Source organism: Acinetobacter gyllenbergii, from assembly GCF_001682515.1.
GTDB lineage: Bacteria > Pseudomonadota > Gammaproteobacteria > Pseudomonadales > Moraxellaceae > Acinetobacter > Acinetobacter gyllenbergii.
On sequence record NZ_KV575265.1, the window covers coordinates 135108 to 154518 of the forward strand.

Annotated in this window: 18 protein-coding genes; 2 read left to right on the forward strand and 16 right to left on the reverse strand. The window is 42.9% G+C overall.

What is annotated here, in order from left to right; all coding sequences use genetic code 11:
- Positions 1-60 precede the first annotated feature (60 nt).
- Positions 61-1656, reverse strand: coding sequence for a mechanosensitive ion channel (locus NG55_RS13605; protein WP_016541651.1), 1596 nt, complete (start codon positions 1654-1656; stop codon positions 61-63).
- A gap of 228 nt (positions 1657-1884) precedes the next feature.
- Positions 1885-2085, reverse strand: coding sequence for a hypothetical protein (locus tag NG55_RS13610; protein ID WP_016541650.1), 201 nt, complete (start codon positions 2083-2085; stop codon positions 1885-1887).
- 204 nt (positions 2086-2289) lie between these two features.
- Here NG55_RS13610 and NG55_RS13615 point away from each other — a divergent pair, with 204 nt between their 5' ends.
- Entirely contained in the window at positions 2290-2712 is a 423-nt protein-coding gene (locus tag NG55_RS13615; protein WP_004655415.1) for a hypothetical protein, read from the forward strand.
- Positions 2713-2745: 33 nt separating this feature from the next.
- On the opposite strand, the gene NG55_RS13620 is transcribed toward NG55_RS13615, so the two are convergent.
- Both NG55_RS13620 and NG55_RS13625 read right to left on the reverse strand, forming a co-directional pair.
- Positions 2746-3000, reverse strand: a complete 255-nt coding sequence (locus NG55_RS13620; protein ID WP_228704186.1) for a hypothetical protein — start codon at positions 2998-3000, stop codon at positions 2746-2748.
- 126 nt (positions 3001-3126) lie between these two features.
- On the reverse strand, positions 3127-3888 hold the full coding sequence (locus NG55_RS13625) for a ferredoxin--NADP reductase (protein WP_023270726.1): 762 nt from the start codon (positions 3886-3888) through the stop codon (positions 3127-3129).
- An 84-nt stretch (positions 3889-3972) separates the two neighbouring features.
- On the opposite strand from NG55_RS13625, the gene gigC reads away from it, so the two are divergent.
- On the forward strand, positions 3973-4857 hold the full coding sequence (gene gigC / locus NG55_RS13630; RefSeq protein ID WP_065343562.1) for a LysR family transcriptional regulator GigC: 885 nt from the start codon (positions 3973-3975) through the stop codon (positions 4855-4857).
- 56 nt (positions 4858-4913) lie between these two features.
- On the opposite strand, the gene NG55_RS13635 is transcribed toward gigC, so the two are convergent.
- The 12 genes from NG55_RS13635 to nuoG all read right to left on the reverse strand — a co-directional run bounded on the left by NG55_RS13635 (position 4914) and on the right by nuoG (position 19400).
- Positions 4914-7049 (reverse strand): TonB-dependent receptor, encoded by a 2136-nt coding sequence (locus NG55_RS13635; protein WP_171257981.1) that lies wholly within the window; start codon positions 7047-7049, stop codon positions 4914-4916.
- A 262-nt stretch (positions 7050-7311) separates the two neighbouring features.
- On the reverse strand, positions 7312-7989 hold the full coding sequence (locus tag NG55_RS13640) for a cold shock domain-containing protein (protein WP_065343563.1): 678 nt from the start codon (positions 7987-7989) through the stop codon (positions 7312-7314).
- A gap of 113 nt (positions 7990-8102) precedes the next feature.
- Entirely contained in the window at positions 8103-8396 is a 294-nt protein-coding gene (locus tag NG55_RS13645; RefSeq protein ID WP_016541644.1) for a cold shock domain-containing protein, read from the reverse strand.
- Between the two features lie 120 nt (positions 8397-8516).
- Positions 8517-9152, reverse strand: coding sequence for a uracil phosphoribosyltransferase (gene upp / locus NG55_RS13650; protein ID WP_004655430.1), 636 nt, complete (start codon positions 9150-9152; stop codon positions 8517-8519).
- A 107-nt stretch (positions 9153-9259) separates the two neighbouring features.
- A complete protein-coding gene (nuoN, locus tag NG55_RS13655) occupies positions 9260-10804 on the reverse strand; it encodes an NADH-quinone oxidoreductase subunit NuoN (RefSeq protein ID WP_016541643.1) in 1545 nt (514 codons plus the stop codon).
- Positions 10805-10807: 3 nt separating this feature from the next.
- A complete protein-coding gene (gene nuoM, locus NG55_RS13660) occupies positions 10808-12415 on the reverse strand; it encodes an NADH-quinone oxidoreductase subunit M (protein ID WP_016541642.1) in 1608 nt (535 codons plus the stop codon).
- Position 12416: 1 nt separating this feature from the next.
- Positions 12417-14312, reverse strand: coding sequence for an NADH-quinone oxidoreductase subunit L (gene nuoL, locus NG55_RS13665; protein WP_016541641.1), 1896 nt, complete (start codon positions 14310-14312; stop codon positions 12417-12419).
- Entirely contained in the window at positions 14309-14617 is a 309-nt protein-coding gene (gene nuoK, locus NG55_RS13670) for an NADH-quinone oxidoreductase subunit NuoK (RefSeq protein WP_004655436.1), read from the reverse strand. The genes nuoL and nuoK overlap by 4 nt, the downstream gene beginning before the upstream one ends.
- Positions 14617-15135: an NADH-quinone oxidoreductase subunit J gene (nuoJ, locus tag NG55_RS13675; RefSeq protein WP_171068305.1), complete on the reverse strand. Its 519-nt coding sequence runs from the start codon at positions 15133-15135 to the stop codon at positions 14617-14619. Before nuoJ ends, nuoK begins: the two co-directional genes overlap by 1 nt.
- The gene (nuoI, locus tag NG55_RS13680; RefSeq protein ID WP_016541639.1) at positions 15135-15677 is read right to left on the reverse strand and encodes an NADH-quinone oxidoreductase subunit NuoI; all 543 of its coding nucleotides are present in this window, start codon (positions 15675-15677) and stop codon (positions 15135-15137) included. The genes nuoJ and nuoI overlap by 1 nt, the downstream gene beginning before the upstream one ends.
- An 18-nt stretch (positions 15678-15695) precedes the next feature.
- Positions 15696-16712 carry an NADH-quinone oxidoreductase subunit NuoH gene (gene nuoH / locus NG55_RS13685; protein ID WP_004655440.1) on the reverse strand — a complete coding sequence of 339 codons (1017 nt, stop codon included), beginning with the start codon at positions 16710-16712 and terminating at the stop codon, positions 15696-15698.
- A gap of 3 nt (positions 16713-16715) precedes the next feature.
- Positions 16716-19400 carry an NADH-quinone oxidoreductase subunit NuoG gene (nuoG, locus tag NG55_RS13690; protein ID WP_016541638.1) on the reverse strand — a complete coding sequence of 895 codons (2685 nt, stop codon included), beginning with the start codon at positions 19398-19400 and terminating at the stop codon, positions 16716-16718.
- Positions 19401-19411 lie beyond the last annotated feature (11 nt).

The following is a 19411-nucleotide window of genomic DNA, read 5'->3' on the forward strand; positions in this document are numbered from 1 at the left end:
CAAAACGACCACCCTGCTTAGAGTGGTCGAATTGATCAAAAAAATCAAAGATTATTTTTTCTATTCATCCGAATACGGCGGTGTTGGTGGCGTCGGATTGACTGTATTGGTGGATGTTGGTGCCGTTGGACTCACAGGATTTGTTGGCGTAACTTCTTCCTTATGTAAAGGATTCGGTTGTTTTGCTTCAGCTTTGGCTTTATCCAGCAAATCGCTGAGTAAACGTTCCGCAGGTTGTCGTCCACCTAAACCAAAGGCCAAGGCAAACGCCACAGCAACTGAGCCAAGTGTTAAACCGAAAGCCAAATTCACAATCGAATCCGCAATACCCATGGCTTTTAAGCCCATTGCAATCACTAAGCCCATAATGAGAATACGGACCAGATTTGCTAACCAGCGTGAGCTGTTGTATTCACCACGTTGAACAATATTGGCAACCACATTGGCCAACCAGAAGCCGATCACCAGAATCACAGCACCAAGCAAGATACTGGCACCGAACTGGATAAACATCGCAATCAGTACACTGACCTGCTCTAAGCCAAGTCGGTTTGCTGCTTCTGAAACCGCAAATAACATGGTAAAGAAAACAATGAGATAACCAACCACATCAGACACACGGGTTTGTCCCAAGAAGCGTTGTAAATCCAGCTTCATCGGGATTTCATCCACCCCGGCCCCAGAAATCAATTCAGCCACTAAACGTCCCACAAAACGCGACACGATATAGGCCACAATCAAGATCAAACCTGCTGCAATAATTTGTGGTATTGCATACATGATTTGATTCAGCATGGCGGTTGCAGGTTGAGAAATCGCTTGGATACCCAAGGCTTCAAAGGCCACAATTAAGGTGGTGATAATAATAATGGCAAAGACGAATGAACCTAAGAACTTGGCCACATTGGAGTTTTTGAATAAGCCAACTTTTTCTGCTTGTGCTTGTAGGCCAAGACTATTACTGAGTCCCTCGACAATCCCACGAACAATTTTCGCCAGAATATATCCCACGAAAATAATGACAGCGGTAATAAACAAATTCGGTAAATAAGCAATCGCTTCATTCACCATATTCTGGACAGGAATCAATAAGCCCGTTAGACCAAGAATAGATAAAACAATTGGTAAGAACAGTAATAACACCAACCAGTAAAAAATCTCACCGATATTGGTACTGAGTGAACTGACACCGACTTCATTACTGAGCTTTTCATCCAGTTCCGTTCTGGCAAGCACATTGGTCAACCCCGCACGAACCAAACGTGCTACGATCCAACCAATAAAGCCCACCACGACTGCTGCCAGCAAGTTCGGAATGTAGGCCAACACACGACCCACCATATTGCTGAATGGATCACTGACCCCACTGATATTTAAAACATTCAGTGCGCCAACGACAGCAAGAATCATCACAAACCAGAACACCAGTTTGGAGACCAGATTTTCGATATTTGGGGTACGGCCTGTGGCAGAAGACAATTTATGATTGGTATCAAGTTTTTGCAGTAATTTTTTCACACCTGCTGCAATCACTAAAGCAACAATCCATCCCACCAATAGGATGACAACTGCAGCAAAAATAGGATGAAACTGATCCCAATAATACATTGCATCAAATCCTCCTCGATTGGAGGGGTCATTAAAAAATTCATTCATGTTGTTATCCTTATATTGTGTTTTAAATCTTGATACACATCCACCCAAGAACGTTCTGCAATAAAGAACATGATTTATGGATGCTTCCACCTTAGTTTTTGTCTATTTTCCAATCAATCAATGGCATCACTAATACAACAAAAAGGTCTCATAATTTTGCAAAAAAGCCCATTGATTCACATCAATGAGCTTTATGATGAATAGGTTTTGGTCTAAAGATATGCTTGCTTAAACATTCAGAATAGCCGACTGCATATGTGCCATTGTCACTTGAGCAGTTGGATTGGCTGAATGATCAGCAACCATATAAACAAGTAATGCAATCAGGAAGATTCCCACCATAATCAAAATATAAACGGGCAATCTTCTCTTTTTGGTAATTTCTTCTTTGCTGGCCACATGAGGCTGTGGCTTACTAAAATCATGCATGATAGCAGCCCTCATCCTTTTACTTTTCAAGTTTTATATTAGCAACACCGACTGTTGCATTGTGTGAAAAAGCTTCGGACTATCGTTGCACTGGTTGCAGAACTCTACTTTTCATTGGTCTTCTTTTTGTTTAAAATATAGGCGGTTTTAGAATGGGTTAAAATAAGCTATAATACGCGCCTCATTTCTCAACCGTTCTGCTTTATGTCCTATAGCCAACAAAGCATCTCCCTCGAATTAGACACTGATGTCACCCATCAATGTTTTTTACATCACACACGTGATGAACATTTGATTGGAATTATTGAGTTCAATAAGCCGAGCTATATCTTAAAATGGGGCGATTTAGAATACTTCCGTCGTCGTACCGAAGAGTTTTCGGTGATGCCTTTGCCCGACTGTATCAATGCCATGATTGTCGATATTCGCAATGTACAACCGTTTCTGGATAATGAGGTGCCTATTCTGCCGTGGCGTCTACTAGAAGAAGATTGTCCAGTACGTCTGGTCGTCCCACAGGATCGCTTGGAACACTATATCGGCTTGTTCGAGCCGACGTGGTTAACCACCGATGTCGACACCGCCATTCAAGAAATTCGTGAATTTATGGATATGTTTGTACATTAAGACGATCAAACACAACATCGTATTTTATTGCGTTTAACTGCCCGAAAAAAACAATAACAAGATAAATATCACGGTGGAAGCATGTAAACCCATAGCCCAATTTGCCGGAGACACATCCACATTGGGCTGTTTATGATAAATCACCCAAAGATACAGTGCACAAAGAAAAAACCATAAACTATATGCCGCAACAACCAATAAGGTCAGCCCGACCATGATATTTCGACCTAAATCGCCCCACCCACCAACGGAGGTCGTCGTATAACTGTAGATGAGTAAAATGCTCATGATGAGCATTCCTACAAAAAAAGCGATATAAGGAACTTTGCCAATTGCCTTTTTTCCGACTTGCTCCTCCATCCTATTCTTTTTCCTTATTCTTATAAAACAACTAAAAGTGATAATGTATTTGCTTTACCAATAATTCTCGACTGCAATATTGCCTTCACCACGACGATTCATAATGAGACCACGTTGCTTCAGCGCTTCTTTGGTATCTTCAACCATTTGTGGATTACCACATAACATCACATGACTACTGTCTCGGTTAAAAGACAGTCCTGCTGCTTTTTCTAATTCACCATTGCCAATTAAAACAGGCAAACGATCATGCAGAGCGGCATTCGGATCACGGGTAATAATTGGAATAAACTTAAAGCCGGTATGCCCTTCGCCAAATAAGTCGGCAATCTCTTGAATACGCTCGACATAAGCCAACTCAGATTCTGTACGGACGCTGTACACCAAATTAATCTGCTGGTATTTATTCCACGTTTCAAAGTCTTGTAACATCGACAAAAACGGTGCCAGTCCTGTCCCTGTTCCCAATAACCATAAATCCTGTGGTAAAGGTTGCTGATAACGTGCCAGCGTTAGATAGCCATAGGAAATTTTTTCCAGATACAACTCATCCCCAACTTTGAGGTGTTGCAGATTCGAGGTAAAAGCACCATCAGGTACCACAATTGAAAAGAATTCTAAAGTTTCATCAAAAGGTGAAGAAACCACAGAATAGGCACGTACCACCAATTCTCCTTCAACCATTAAACCAATACGGGCAAATTGCCCTGCGGTAAATTTGAAATGTGCTGGACGGGTCATGGTGAAGCTAAAAAGATTATGAGTCCAACGGTGTACAGATAAAACCTTTTCTACGCTAAATTTTTCAATTGACATGATGAGAACGTGGCACGAAACAGTGCGCTCATGTTAGCATGATCGAATAATTGATGGATACTCAAAACATTAAGGCTATTTAACATGCGCATGACATTACGCCAGTTGGCTGTTTTTGTGGCGGTCGCTCAGGAAGGAACGGTTACCAAAGCGAGCGATGCTGTCCGACTCACACAAAGTGCGGCAAGTATGGCCTTAGCTGATTTAGAAGATGGTCTGGGTGCACCGCTGTTTGACCGTTTAGGCAAACGATTACAACTCAATGATTTGGGACGCTTTTTACTCCCACAAGCCTTAGAAATTTTAGGTCGCTGTGAGTCTTTTGAACAAGCTGCTAAAGGTGAACTTCAAAGCATTGACTTACGTTTAGGTGCCACTCTTACGATTAGTGACTATTTAATGCCAGATTTGATGGCTGACTTTTTACAACGTCATCCACAAGCACATTTGCAACTGCAAGTGGGCAATACCCGTCAAATGATTGAAGCAGTCAATCAGTTCCAATTGGATCTTGCCTTGATTGAAGGTTCTTGTCATTTACCTCAACTGCAATGTATCCATTGGCGTGATGATGAGCTCGCTGTATGTTGTGCGCCTGATCATCCCTTAGCACAACTGAATCGCCCAATCAGCCCAACCGATTTTCTAGATGTGGAATGGATTTTACGTGAGGAAGGTTCAGGTACACGTGAAGTGTTTGATAATGCAATTTTGCAAGATCTGCCCGATGCCAATATCCGTTTAACTTTGGGGCATAATGAAGCGATCTTAAAAATTGTCGCAGGTGGTTTAGGCATGTCCTGCGTGTCACGACTCGCGATTGAACCGCTACAAGAGAAAGGTCAGTTGGTGATCTTGGATACCCCATTCTGGCAATTAACCCGCCCGCTGTATATGTTAGTGCATCGTCAAAAGTATCAAGGACCAGGTTTAAAAGCCTTTTTGCAGTTCTGTGAAAATAAAATTTAATTGTTTCGAAAATAAAAAACGCTTCCAATTGGAAGCGTTTTTTATTGGCATTCGATTTAGAAGTCGAAGCTGACACCCAATTTATAGGTACGGCCTGCACCTACTGTGGTAAAGCCGCTGGTGAACACACCATCCCAATATTTCTTGTCTGCAACATTATCAATATTGGCACGGAATGTTGTGTTGACCCCACCGAGTTTAGTTGCATACTTCGCACCTAAATCAACCAGGGTATAATCAGGTAACTTGAGTGTGTTATCAGCCGTTAAATATTGTTCATCAACATAAGTCGCAAAGGCATTGACGCTTAATCCTTCAACAAATGGGATTTGATAATCTACACCCACACCTGCTGTGAACTCAGGTGTCCCCTCAATGGTTTTACCTGAAAGATTCACACCACTTGAAATCGCTTTTGTATATTCAGTATCAATGTATGCCAAGTTACCGTAAACAATCAGATCTTCAGTGACTTTACCCGAAAAGCCGTATTCAACCCCTTTCGATTCAGTCTTCGCACCATCGGTCGTGATTTGGGTAATTTTTGCATCATTTGGATCACGGTAGGTTGAGTCCGTCAGCGTACTTGGCTTTTTAATTTGATAAAGTGCTAAGGTATGTAACCAACGCTCGCCTTGATATTTAGCACCCACTTCATATTGCTTACTTTCAAATGGTGCAAAAGTTTTATTATAGTTCGCATCAGTTTCTACACTTACCCTTGCCCCTCTCACCAAACCTTCCACATAGCTGGCATAGAATGAGGTTTCTTCACCAAAAGGTTTCACAACAATGGCTACACTTGGAGATAACTTATCATCTTTCAATGGTGGTGCATTCGTCGCGAGTGCCTTTAGATTCATATCTTGATAGCGCACGCCTAGAATGAACTGTAGCTTATCATCCAGCATGGAAATCTGGTCACTCAGACTATAGCTGACATATACATCATCCGCAGTAGGAACAATCTCTGGCCATGTATCTGGCATATGTCCTTCATTGCTTGGATTGTAAATATTGGTTGGGAAATAGACCTCTGTTGCCCCTCGCCCTTTATGTTGGCTGTATTTACGTTTGAGATAATCCGCACGGAATGCCAACGTATGAGAAATATCACCCGTGAAAATTTGACCTTCTAAACCCGCATTAAAAGTCGTGTTATGTTCCTTTGAACCGACACGATAATATTGTGCCAGTGCATCACCATTCGCCCCAATCAAAGCAGGATTATTCATTCCCATTGAGTTGGCTGGCAGGTCACGCACAACCATACGCGTACCAAATAAATGCCCACGATATTCCCGCTCATTAAAACCTGCACCTGCAAAGGCTTTTAAATTCGGTAAAAGCTTATATTCCCCAGATAGTCCCACGTAATTGGCACTTTGCATGCCTTCTAAATGTGGAAAATAATTCAATTTGCCATCTGGCGCAGCTAAAACACGTTTCAACGTTGAAAAGGAGATCATTGCGGGTGAGCCACCATCACGACTATCGCGTGTGGTATAGGCATCAAAATTAATTTTGGCTTGATCAGTGGTATAGTCGAGGGCCAAAACTGCTGCGGTATTTTTATCTTCTAAGCCATCAACAATATGTTCACCTTGTCCATAAGTCGCACTGACGCGTGCTCCGAACTCCTTATTTTCACCGAAACGACGTGCCACATCAAAACCTGATTTGTAATAGCCCCCATCTTCATACATAGCAGAGACTTGAGTCAGATCGCGATCGGCACGTTTGGTGGTTGCCATCACCACACCACCAATACTACCGCCAGGAGCCATCCCCGCGATCAACGCATTTGGACCTTTGAGTACGCTGGCTGAGCTTAAAATATCAGTCGGGGTACGACCACTTGGTGACATGCCATAAGAACCATTGATATTGGCATCTTCCCATGTTACTGGAAAACCACGGATCATAAAGTTTTCGTTTAAATGGCCACTGTTGGTGGTGGTACGAATACTTGGGTCATTTTTAAGAATGCCCGCAATCGAGTCAGCTTGTTTATCTTTAATCGCCTGCTCGGTATAAGACTGGATACTAAAGGGTGTATCCAATACCGCTTTCTCACCGAGTATCCCTAAACTGGCATCTTTTTTAAGTTTGCCTGTCGCATCCGTTTCTTGTGAATCTGCTTTTACGGTAATGGTCGGTAAAACTGTGCTGTCATCAGCAAGCGCGAACATTGGCAAAGCAATAAGAGATAAAAATAAGATATTCTTTTTCACGTGATCAAACCCCGATAAAAATTTGACCACAGTATATAAGATAAATTAACAAATGATAATAAAAATCATTAACAAAATAATTACTATTCATTTAGTCAATTTGAAAGTCTTATGATGAGAATTTGAATCCTTTATTTTTGAATCGGTCAGTTATGAATTTTTTTCTGTCTAAAGATATAACTTGAAAATCTACTTAGCGTATCAAATCTCAAGCAAGGCTTTACCAACGAGAATCATTTTCACAAGGGATGCCATCATGATCACCATCCATCTTGGTATTCGGACAGTTTTTATTAAAGAATTCAGCTTCTGCACGAGAGTTCATTTGAGAACAATGCTCACGCCCATCACAGCTAAATTGGGCACCTACAGCAGTTGTTGAGCGTGCTGCTTGTATAGGCCGTTCTGGATCATATTGCAACGCCCTTTCTGTTTTTTCAGACAACTTTACTACAGGTAAATCCCCAATCTTTTTTCGCTGTTCTTCAACAATTCGCTTTTGTTGCTCTATCAATTGAGCTGTTTTTAATTGTTCTGATTGCAGATAAGACTGATATTTCTGGAAAACCAAAACTGCCAAAATCACAATCATTACGACACCAATGACCGTAACGATTGCTCCCTGCTTAGAAGAAGTACTTGATTGAGGCGCTACAATAGTGCTTTTGCGAATAGGCGTAGGCATTAGATCCAAACGTTCAATTTGAACAGCTTTAAATTTCCCTTTATCGGTATCGTGCACCATGGAAAATTTTAGTTTTTCACCAAGCTTAGGTTCCCCTCCAGCTCGAGGAAAATCACGAATATGAAAGAAAATATCGCTTTGCTTCCCCTCGACTTCAATAAAACCAAAGCCCCGTTCAGCATTATATTTTTTAATTTTACCCTCAACCAACATCATCAACACACGCTTATTATATTGCCCCTATTCTAATCAAAAAGAGGCTAAAAAGCCTCTTTTATCATGTACCTAAACTAAGTGCGAATATTGAAAAATATCAACTTAAGCAATTAACGTCGAAAGTTAGACAACAACTCGGTTGTAATTGACTTATTGTGATTGGCGATTTTGGTCTTCTTGGTTTTAGCAGGATTTGCATCAACACGCTCAATTTGCGTTGCTTTAAACTTTCCACCATTTTCAAGCGCCACAAATTTCACTTTTTCATTTCTTTTCGGCTCGCCTTCTGCCGCAGGAAAATCTGAAATATGAAAAAAGATATCGCCTTCAGATGTCGCAATAAAACCAAATCCTTTATCAGGATTATATTGCTTAATTTTTCCTTGATAGAACTCTTGTGCCATGACATTTATCCTATGTTCTCAATGTAATCATTACAGTATATCGAAATAAAAAAGAGACTTTCAATCCACCCTGAAAGGTTCTACGGATGGATCAAGTCTCTTTTTATCGGTCTGGTAAAATTAGTCTTTTTGCACGCTACCAAAAATCTTGTCACCTGCATCACCCAGACCAGGAACAATATAGCCTTCTGCATTCAGACCTTGGTCAACCGATGCGGTATAAATACGGACATCTGGATGTGCAGCTTCAACTTTGGCAATGCCTTCTGGTGCAGCAACCAAAATCATGACACGAATATCTTTACAGCCACTTGCTTTCAATACATCAATGGCCGCAATTAAAGAGTTCCCTGTTGCCAGCATTGGGTCAATGATCATGGCTAAACGATTGGCAACATCTGGCACTAACTTTTTGTAGTAAGTGCGTACTTCTAAGGTCGCTTCATCACGTTCCAGCCCCAAGACGCTGACTTTAGCACTTGGAATCAGGCTAAGAACGCCTTCAAGCATCCCGATACCAGCACGCAGAATCGGTACAATGGTGATTTTCTTCCCTGCGATACGTTGAGTTGAGACTTTCCCTGCCCACCCATCAATTTCATGATCAACAACAGGAAGATCCTTTGTTGCTTCATAAGTCAGTAACATCGTGACTTCTTGCGCTAATTCACGAAAGTTCTTGGTACTAATGTCAGAACGACGTAGCAAGCCAAGTTTATGGCGAATAAGCGGATGACGAATTTCTTGAATCGACACGAGTGAGTACCTAGGTAATGTTAATCTTGTTCTATTATAAAACGTTTTTTACTCGTCAATAAAAAAAAGCCCTAAATTTAGGGCTTTTTTTTATCAGTTATACACGTTTAGTAAATGCCTTTTTGCACTAAAGTAAGAATAAACTCTTGTAACTCTGGTGAAACTGCAAAAACTGCATACTTAGCTAAATAAATCATTGGGTCAGGATAAATACCTAATACAAAGACTAATAAAGCAGCTCCGAGTACCATAATACCACCAACTTGTGTACCCCAATGCTCATCAGCATCAATACGAGGCACATCTGGTGGAGTCATGTACATAACAACCATCACACGCAGGTAATAATATAAACCGATACCACTACCAACAATTACCATTGCCGCAAGGAACCAATGTGCGCCCATTACGGCTGTTTTCACAACCATGAACTTACCAATGAAGCCCGCGGTTAATGGAATACCAGCTAACGATAACATCATTACGGTTAAAGTCGCAGTCAAGATCGGACGACGCCAGAACAAACCACGATACTCAGCTAAACTACCAGCTTCATCCTTATTGTTATAAGGACTCGACATTAATGTCACGACACCAAAAGCACCAACAGTGGTCAACACATAAGTAATAATATAAACATTGACTGTTTCAAAGGTCATGAAACCACGAATTTGAATAAATTCAATATTTTGTGCGCTAACCAAAGCGACCAATAGATAACCGAAATGAGCAATCGATGAATAAGCAAGGATACGCTTGAGATTGACTTGACGAACAGCCAATAAGTTACCAACGACGATCGAAACGACAGCCAGAATGGTAACCATTAATTTTAGACTATCGGCAAGAATAAATCCTGAAGATAAAACATATCTAGCAAATAAGCCAATCATGGCAACTTTAGAGACTGTTGCTAAGAATGTAGCCATTGGTGCAGGTGCACCAGCATACACATCAGGTGTCCACTTATGGAAAGGTGCTAATGATAGCTTAAACCCAACTGCAAAAAGTATAAGACCAAGTCCAAGCACAACAGCAGGCTGACTAAAGCTATTAAACATTCGGCTTGGTTCGGCTGCAAAAGATAAGCTACCTGTATAAGCATAAACGTAGGCCATCCCCATAAGCAACATTGCAGAAGCCGTTGCCGAAAGCACAAGATATTTAATCCCAGCTTCCAAAGACTGACTACGTTGATAGGTATAAGCCAACATGCCATACACAGGAATCGACATTAATTCCAAGCTAATAAAGAATGATGCATAGTTCGTACTCGCAACTAATAACATCGCCCCTGTCACTGAACACAGTAACAAGATATAAAGCTCTTCGCGGTTTTCCTTATAGGTCTCAATATAAGCATGAGACAAAGTACAACAAGCCAAGGCTGCAATTAGAATCAGAAATTGATAGAGCATGGTAAATGGATCAACCATAAACATGCCCATGATATTTGATGGAATGAAACTCCCACTAAATATCGTATAGATAATCAAAATCGCAGCTAAATTCAGACCGACAACCGAAGTTGTCGCAATCAGGTTGTGATTACGTTTAATCGCTGTCAACAACATCACGACGATTGCAGTCAAAGCAACAATCATCACTGGAGCAAGTGGCATAAGCTCAGAAAAAGAAAGTGTGAAGTTCATGATTTATTGCATCTCCACATGTTCAAGTTGAGTTGCAGCCTGTTGAACAGTTTCAACAACTTCTTGTACTGGCATATAACTATTTACCAACCACTGCATGCTTGAATGAGACATATCCAAGAAAGTTTGTGGGTAAATACCTAACCAAACCAAACCAATTACACAGATCATCAGAATGCTGACTTCACGTGCAGATAGATCTTTTAACGGTGTTTTGTAGTGCTGCTTTTGTTCTGGATTCGGTTCACCAAATAAAGCTTTGTGAATCAGAATCAGACCATAAAGACCCGCAAACACCAAGCTCACTGCGGCAATAATCGTGAAAGTCGGATAGGCTTTGAATGAACCCATAAGAATCAGGAATTCACCAATAAAGTTACCTAGACCCGGTACACCTACGAGCGCTGCAACAAAGAACATTAAGAAGAATGGCAAATATTGCAGTTGACCACGAAGACCGCCCATTAAGCGTAAATCACGTGTATGCACACGCTCATAGACTTGACCCGACATAATGAACAATGCAGCAGATGATAAGCCATGTGCCAACATCATGATCATTAAGCCTTGGAAAGTCAGAATATTACCTGCATAAATTGCAAGTAAGATGAAACCCATGTGTGAAATTGACGTGTACGCAAGTAAACGTTTCATGTCAGTTTGTTGGTACGCAAGGAATGCACCGTAGAAAATACCAATCAAGCCCAAAATGATCGCAATATCAGCAAACTGTGCTGACGCTGCTGGGAAGAATGGAATTACGAAACGAAGTAAACCGTACGCTGCTGTTTTAATCAAAATACCAGCTAAATCCACAGAACCCGCTGTTGGTGCTTGCGCATGCGCATCAGGCAACCAGCCGTGTAATGGGAAGACAGGTAGTTTCACCGCAAAACCGATGAACATACACACCATAAAGCCATATGCCAATGCTGGTACTTCTTTATCCAAGTGATTCGCCATACTCATGAGATAATAGTAATTAAAACTAATCTCTTGTGTATGCATGTATCCATAAGCAACCAGCCCCAAGATACCGATCAACATGATCAAACCAGCAACTTGTGTATAGAGGAAGAACTTGGTTGCAGCGTAAACACGTGAACGACCATTCGAGCCTTTATGACCCCATAACGCAATCAAGAAATAGATTGGTACAAGCATCATCTCCCAGAAGAAGAAGAACAAGAATAAGTCAATCGCCAAGAATACACCGATAACCCCACCTAAACTCCACAGGAGGTTTAAGTGGAAGAAACCTACGTTCTTTTGGATCTCACCCCATGAACAGCCTACTGCAAGTACACCCAGTAATGCAGTCAACAGCACCATAAGCAGAGATAAACCATCCACCGCTAAGTGAATGCTAATACCTAAACTCTGAATCCAAGGTAGGTAGAATTCAGCAGCCCATTGGGGAGCTGGGCTACCTACAGCATAGCTATATGTACCACTTTGCCAAAGTGCAATGCCCAAACCAAAGGTAATGAGCATACCAATCAAGGCAATCCAACGCGGTAAATGTTGGTCGTATTTATCAACCAACCAACAAATAAAACCAGCAATGAAAGGAACTAAAATCAGTGCGGGTAAAATTAAATTGTTTTCCATTTTATTTCCCCACAACCTGAATCACGATCAAGATCATCAATAACACCACTACACCGAGTGACATGCTTGATGCGTATTCACGTAATGAACCGGTTTGACGCGAACTGGTAAAGCTATTCCCGCCCTTCACAATGGCAGGCAATACTAACCATAAACCGTCAACTGGATCACGACCTAAAATTTTCGCAATCAATAAATAAGGTTTTACAAATACGATGTCATACAAGGCATCGAAACCGAATGCTGTACGGCAGATATGCGCTAAGCCTGAACCCAAAGAAGTCTGAGCAAACGATTTTACTGCGCCATACGCAAAGGCAAACAAGAAGATACCAACAGCCAAACCAACAAGGGCCACACCACTTGCTAAATGTTCAGCATGTGCAACAGCCGCTTCTAAGCTTTCAGGAATCACAAAACTTGGAATGCTTGCCGCAGTCAATAATTTTGCGACTGGCGCTTGCAGGAAGTAACCAATACCGGTCGATAACGCAGCAAGAATTGCAAGCGGTGCCCAGTAAGTCACGCCATGAATGGCATGCGCATGAGTTTTCTCTTCGCCGAAGAACACCACCCAGATTAAACGGAAAGTATAGATAGACGTTAAGAATGCACCAGCAACACCTACCCAGTACAAGGTATGGTAAAGCGGAAGATTTGCAATAGTCGACTGTGCATAGACTGCACCCAAGATCGCATCTTTAGAGAAGAAGCCAACGGTCACGATTGGAAGTGCGGCTAAGGCGCCACCACCAATGACGAAACACCAGAATACGAATGGAATCTTTTTACGTAATCCACCCATTTTGAAAATATTCTGTTCGTGATGACATGCAAGAATTACGGCACCTGAAGAAAGGAACAATAACGCTTTGAAGAATGCATGAGCCAACATGTGGAATAAACCAGCTTGGTATGCTTCAGCACCCACTGCCATAAACATATAACCGAGCTGACTCATGGTTGAGTAAGCCAAGATACGTTTGATATCAGTTTGCACCAATGCAGCAAAGCCTGCCACAAGCAAGGTCACTGCACCCGTAATCGAAATGAATTGCATCACTTCTGGCGCCATTTCCATCACTGAGAACATACGGCAGCATAGGTAAACACCTGCTGTCACCATTGTTGCGGCGTGGATCAATGCAGAGACTGGTGTAGGACCAGCCATCGCATCGGCTAACCAAGTTTGTAATGGAATTTGCGCTGATTTACCTGCTGCACCCAAGAACAACATCAATGCTGTCCAGATCGACAATGATGAGCTTTGCGTCATCACAGTCGCTGCATTTTCAACAATGTACTGTGTATTCAACGTACCAAACTGTTGATAGAGCAAGAACAATGCGATGAGTAAAAATACGTCACCCACACGTGTTACGGTAAATGCCTTGATTGCTGCCCAACCATTTGCAGGGTTTGAGTAGTAGAAACCAATCAATAGGTATGAACACAGACCTACGCCTTCCCAACCCAAGAACAATAACGCCAAGTTATCGCCAAGTACCAACAACAACATGCTGGCAACGAACAGGTTGAAATAAGAGAAGAAACGTGCGTAATCTTCTTCACCACGCATATACCAAGATGCGAAGATGTGAATCAAGAAACCAACCCCCGTGATCATGCCTGTCATCAATAATGACAAACCATCAAGGTGCAAGCTGATACCTGGCTCAAAACCGCCAACACTGAACCATGTCCATAAGTGTTGAACAAAAACGGTTTGGCCACTGCTGGTAAATGCAAGGCCAGCAATTAAAGCAAATAACGCAGATAAACCAACTGAACCGACACCAATAATGGCAGCGACATTCTCAGACAGTTTGTTACGCCCTGCCGCTAACAGGATAAAACCAATGAGCGGGAATAAAACGGTTAAATATAATGTACTCATCCGCGCATCTCACTAGCAGCATCCACATCCAGATGATGGAAGCGATGATAAAACTGAAGGACGATCGCAAGACCGATACATGCCTCTGCTGCAGCAAGCGTCAGAATCAGGATGAACATGATCTGTCCATCTGGCTGCGCCCATACGCTACCCGCTAAAACGAATGCCAAAGCCGCGGCATTCATCATTACTTCAAGGCTCATTAGCATAAATAAAAGGTTGCGTCGCACCATTACACCGTAAAAACCCAGTGCAAAAAGGATGGTTGCAACGATCAAACCATGTTCTAAAGGGATGTGTCCCATTATTCTTTATCCTCTTCTGCACCTGGTTCACGTTTGCCTAAGTGGAATGCTGCAACCAGTGCTGCTAGCAATAACATCGCGGCAACTTCTACCAATAATAGATAGTGAGTAAATAGTGCTTGACCGACAGCTTTCGGACCTACAACTTCTGCTCCCATCGGCGCAGAAATTGTGGTGTATTCGCCACCGAGCATCCACACCAAAAGCAAGCCCAATAAAAAGCTCATCAGTGCAGGAAAAGCCCAAGCCTCTGAACTCAACCATTTACTTTCTTGTTCAATGGTTTCTTGTCCAAGATTCAGCATCATCACAACGAAGACGAACAAGACCATAATGGCACCGGCATATACGATGATCTCAAGGGCAGCCGCGAACGGCGCACCCACGATCATGAAAATACCAGCAACCGCTAGAAGAGAAACGATCAAACTTAACAGTGCATGCACCGGATTCGTGTTAGTCACAACACGAACCGTTGAAACGATGGCCACAAGTGCCATCAAATAAAATGGCCACATCATGGTAATAAGCTCCGTACATCAACTGGTGCACTTTCTTTCTGTGCTTGACCTTTTTCTTTGCCGCTTACAGCCATACCAGTGACACGGTAGAAGTTGTAGTCAGGATATTTACCCGGTCCAGAAATGAGTAAATTCTCTTTTTCATAAACCAAGTCTTGACGTACATATTCACCCAATTCGAAATCTGGGGTCAGCTGAATGGCAGTCGTTGGACATGCTTCTTCGCACATACCGCAGAAAATGCAGCGTGAGAAGTTAATACGGAAAAATTCTGGATACCAACGTCCATCTTCTTTTTCCGCTTTTTGTAATGAAATACAGCCAACTGGGCAAGCAACCGCACATAGGTTACATGCCACACAACGCTCTTCACCGTCTGGATCACGCGTCAATACAATACGACCACGGTAGCGTGGTGGCACAATTTGTTCAGCCGGTACTTCTGGATATAAAATCGTGTCACGTTTACGTGTGACATGGCTGAACACCATCCACAACGAACGTACAATCGATCCGAATCCAGCTAGAATTTTATACATTTTGTACTCCCTGCTGTCCTAGGCCTGATTCATCAGAATCACAGCACCAGTCACTAACAAGTTGACCAACGCCAATGGCAAACAAACTTTCCAACCAAAGTTCATCACTTGGTCATAACGAGGACGCATTAACGAACCACGCGCCAAGACAAACATCATTACGAAGAATGCTGTTTTAATCACGAACCAGAATAATGGTGGAACAAATGGAATTTCTAAGTTAAATGGTGCAAGCCATCCGCCGAAGAATAAAGTCACGATCAATGCCGAGATCAAAACGACGTTGACGTATTCCGCAACGAAGAACATCCCCCACTTCATACCACCGTATTCAACATGGTAACCTTCCGCCAATTCTTGCTCAGCTTCAGGTTGGTCAAATGGGTGACGATGCGTAACTGCAACACCCGCAACCACAAAGATCAAGAAACCTAAGAATTGAGGAATGATGAACCACATATCACGTTGTGCTTCAACGATTTCACGCATGTTGAATGAGCCAGCAATCGCAACCACACCCATCAACGAGATACCCAAGAACACTTCATAAGAAATGGTTTGAGCCGCAGAACGAAGACCACCAAGTAATGAGTATTTGTTGTTCGATGCCCAACCACCAAATAACACTGCATAGACTGCGATACCCGCCATTGCCATAAAGAACAATAGACCGATACTCATATCTGCAACGCCCAGTGTAGGACTTACTGGGATCACCATAAACGAAAGTACCGCAGTTGCCATCGCAACGGCTGGTGCTAAACGGAAAGTCAGCTTATCAGCAAACTTCGGTGTCCAGTCTTCTTTGAACATGATCTTGAGCATGTCGGCAACAATCTGGAACATACCGCCAGGACCAACACGGTTTGGACCATAACGGTCTTGCCATAATGCCAAGAGACGACGCTCAATAAATGACATTAAAGCAGCAACCAAAACCACTACAAGCAAGATCACAATTGCCTGAATCACTGAATAAGCGATTGGCCAGTTCTCAGCCCAAAGTGGCGTTTGACGTATAATTTCTTGATTCATGAATTACACTCCTACCGCCACAGACACAGGCTCTGCCAATGAAACTGTTGGTGCTAAACCAATTGGGTAACCGATATAACCTGTTGGTAAATATTCGATGACTTGTACTGGCAAGCTAATGCTAGTCTCACCCGCTTGTACTGTAATACGTTGACCATCTTGAACATTTAAGCGTGTTGCATCTTGTTCACCCACCGCAAACATCGCTTCAGGAATGCGAGATTCCATTGCAGGTGTTTTGATAGTGAATTCACCAGAACCAAAGATATGGTGCATTGGCACAAGACGGAAACTTTCAGGGTTCACCACCACAGCTGTTGGTGCAACATAGCTACGTGCAGGACGTTTAGCTAAACGATCGAATAGACGGATACCTGAATCACCACCTTTTAAGTGACCACCCACTTCATCTTGGTATTTGTTCCAAGCTTGTGGTGAGTTCCAGCCCGCAGACCATGCGAAAGGTACCAATGAAGATGCCGTCTGAGTTCCGACATAACCTTCCATCGAGAACGTCAATGCTGAATCTGGATCAGTCGGCTGTTTCGGTTCATGAATCGATAACGGTGCACGAATTGCAGTACGACCCGAGTAACGACGTGGTTCACGTGCGATCTTCAAGCCGTGGATACGGTAACCCGCATCTGGCGCAACCTCTTCAATTGCAGCAAGTACGGGTACATTCTTGACGATGTCTTCAATCACATCATCCAACAATGTCCAATCAACTGCTTTGCCTTTAAGACCTGTCTCAACGGCATGTAACCAGCGCCATGATTCTTTGATCGCATATTCTGGCTTGTAGTAGCTTGGGTCATACACTTGATAGAAACGTTGTGCACGGCCTTCTTGGCTCACCACAGTACCATCACCTTCAGCGAAGCTTGCTGCCGAAAGTACGATATCCGCAAGTTTCAAGGTTTCAGTTTCACTATGATCCAAGACGATCACAGTTTCAGCTTTATCTAATGCAGCTTTGACTTGTGCCACGGGTAAACGACGGGTTAAGTCATTTTCAACCACAACCACGGCATCAAAATCTTGTGCAAATGCTTGTTCTAGGCTTAAACCGCCAAACAATGCCAAGCCCATTGAGTTCACTTCAGGAACAGTCAATGACAAGCCCGCATTTCCACCTAAGTTTTGCGCAACTTGAGCAGCAGCTTCCATGATTGCAGGATCTTGTAAACTAGTCCCCGAGATAATCAATGGCTTTTTCGCCGCTTTCAAAGTATCCGCAATGGTTTGCGCAAAGGCTTTGGCATCATCTGCCAAACCAGTCAATGCTTCACCTTTCACTGCAGCAGCAACCGCAAAACCTAAACGTGCGATGTCATTAGGCGATGCAACCACTTCACCTGTCGCCACATCCGCTAAACGCGTTTGCGTTGCCGCAAGGATATAGATTGGGGATTTTGCATCTTGACCGATACGTTGTACCGGTTCAGCCAACCAGTCTGGTGTACGTGTTGCAGCAGCCATTTCTTTGGCTTTGTTTTTCGCAGCTTGACGCACAGACAAGGCCATACGTGGTGCAGTTTGAGTTAAGTCTTCACCCAAGATCAACACCGCATCATAGCTTTCAATTTCACGCATGTTCGGGTTATAAATCCCCTGTGTTTGCATGATTGATGCTGCTAACTCAACCAAGTTCTGCTCTTTTTGAGACATCCCTGTTGAGTAGTTGTCTTGTCCAACCAACTCACGCAGTGCATAGTTTGATTCCAAGCTTGCGCGTGGAGAACCAATACCTAACACTTTCTTGCCTTTCAGCTGAGTAATCACTTGATCAAGCGCTTGATCAACAGTCACCGTCGCAACAGTTTCACCATTACGGAACTGTGGTTGACGTGGACGGTCTTCACGGTTCACATAGCCTGTACCGAAACGACCTTTATCGCAAAGGAAGTATTGGTTCACAGAACCATTGAAACGGTTTTCAACACGACGGATTTCGCCATAACGCTCACCCGGAGAGATGTTACAACCTGAAGAACAGCCGAAACATACGCTTGGCGCATATTGCATGTCCCATTTACGGTTATAACGTGCTGAATGGGTCTTATCGGTAAATACACCTGTTGGACACACTTCAGTCAAGTTACCTGAGAATTCAGATTCTAAAGTACCTGATTCTGGACGACCGAAATAGACACGTGACGCATTGGCATAGACACCAAAGTCCGTACCACCCGCATAGTCTTTGTAATAACGCACACAACGGTAGCACGCGATACAACGGTTCATCTCATGCGCAATAAACGAACCCAACTCTTGGTTATAGTGAGTCCGTTTGGTAAAGCGATAACGACGACGATCGTGTTGCGTCATGACGGTCATATCTTGTAAATGACAGTGACCACCTTCTTCACAGACTGGACAGTCGTGCGGGTGGTTCGTCATCAAGAATTCAACAATCGAGGCACGGAAATCCGTTGCTTCTTTGTCTTCAATCGAAATATAGGTATTGTCGGTCGCAGGTGTCATACATGACATCACCAGACGTCCACGTGTGTCCTCAGGATTCGCATACTGAGTCACCGCACATTGACGACAAGAACCAACAGAACCTAAGGATGGGTGCCAACAAAAATACGGGATGTCGATGCCAAGGCTAAGACATGCTTGTAGCAAGTTTTCTGAGCCGTTGACTTCATACGATTTTCCATCGACATGAATTGTAGCCATAGTCGAATTCC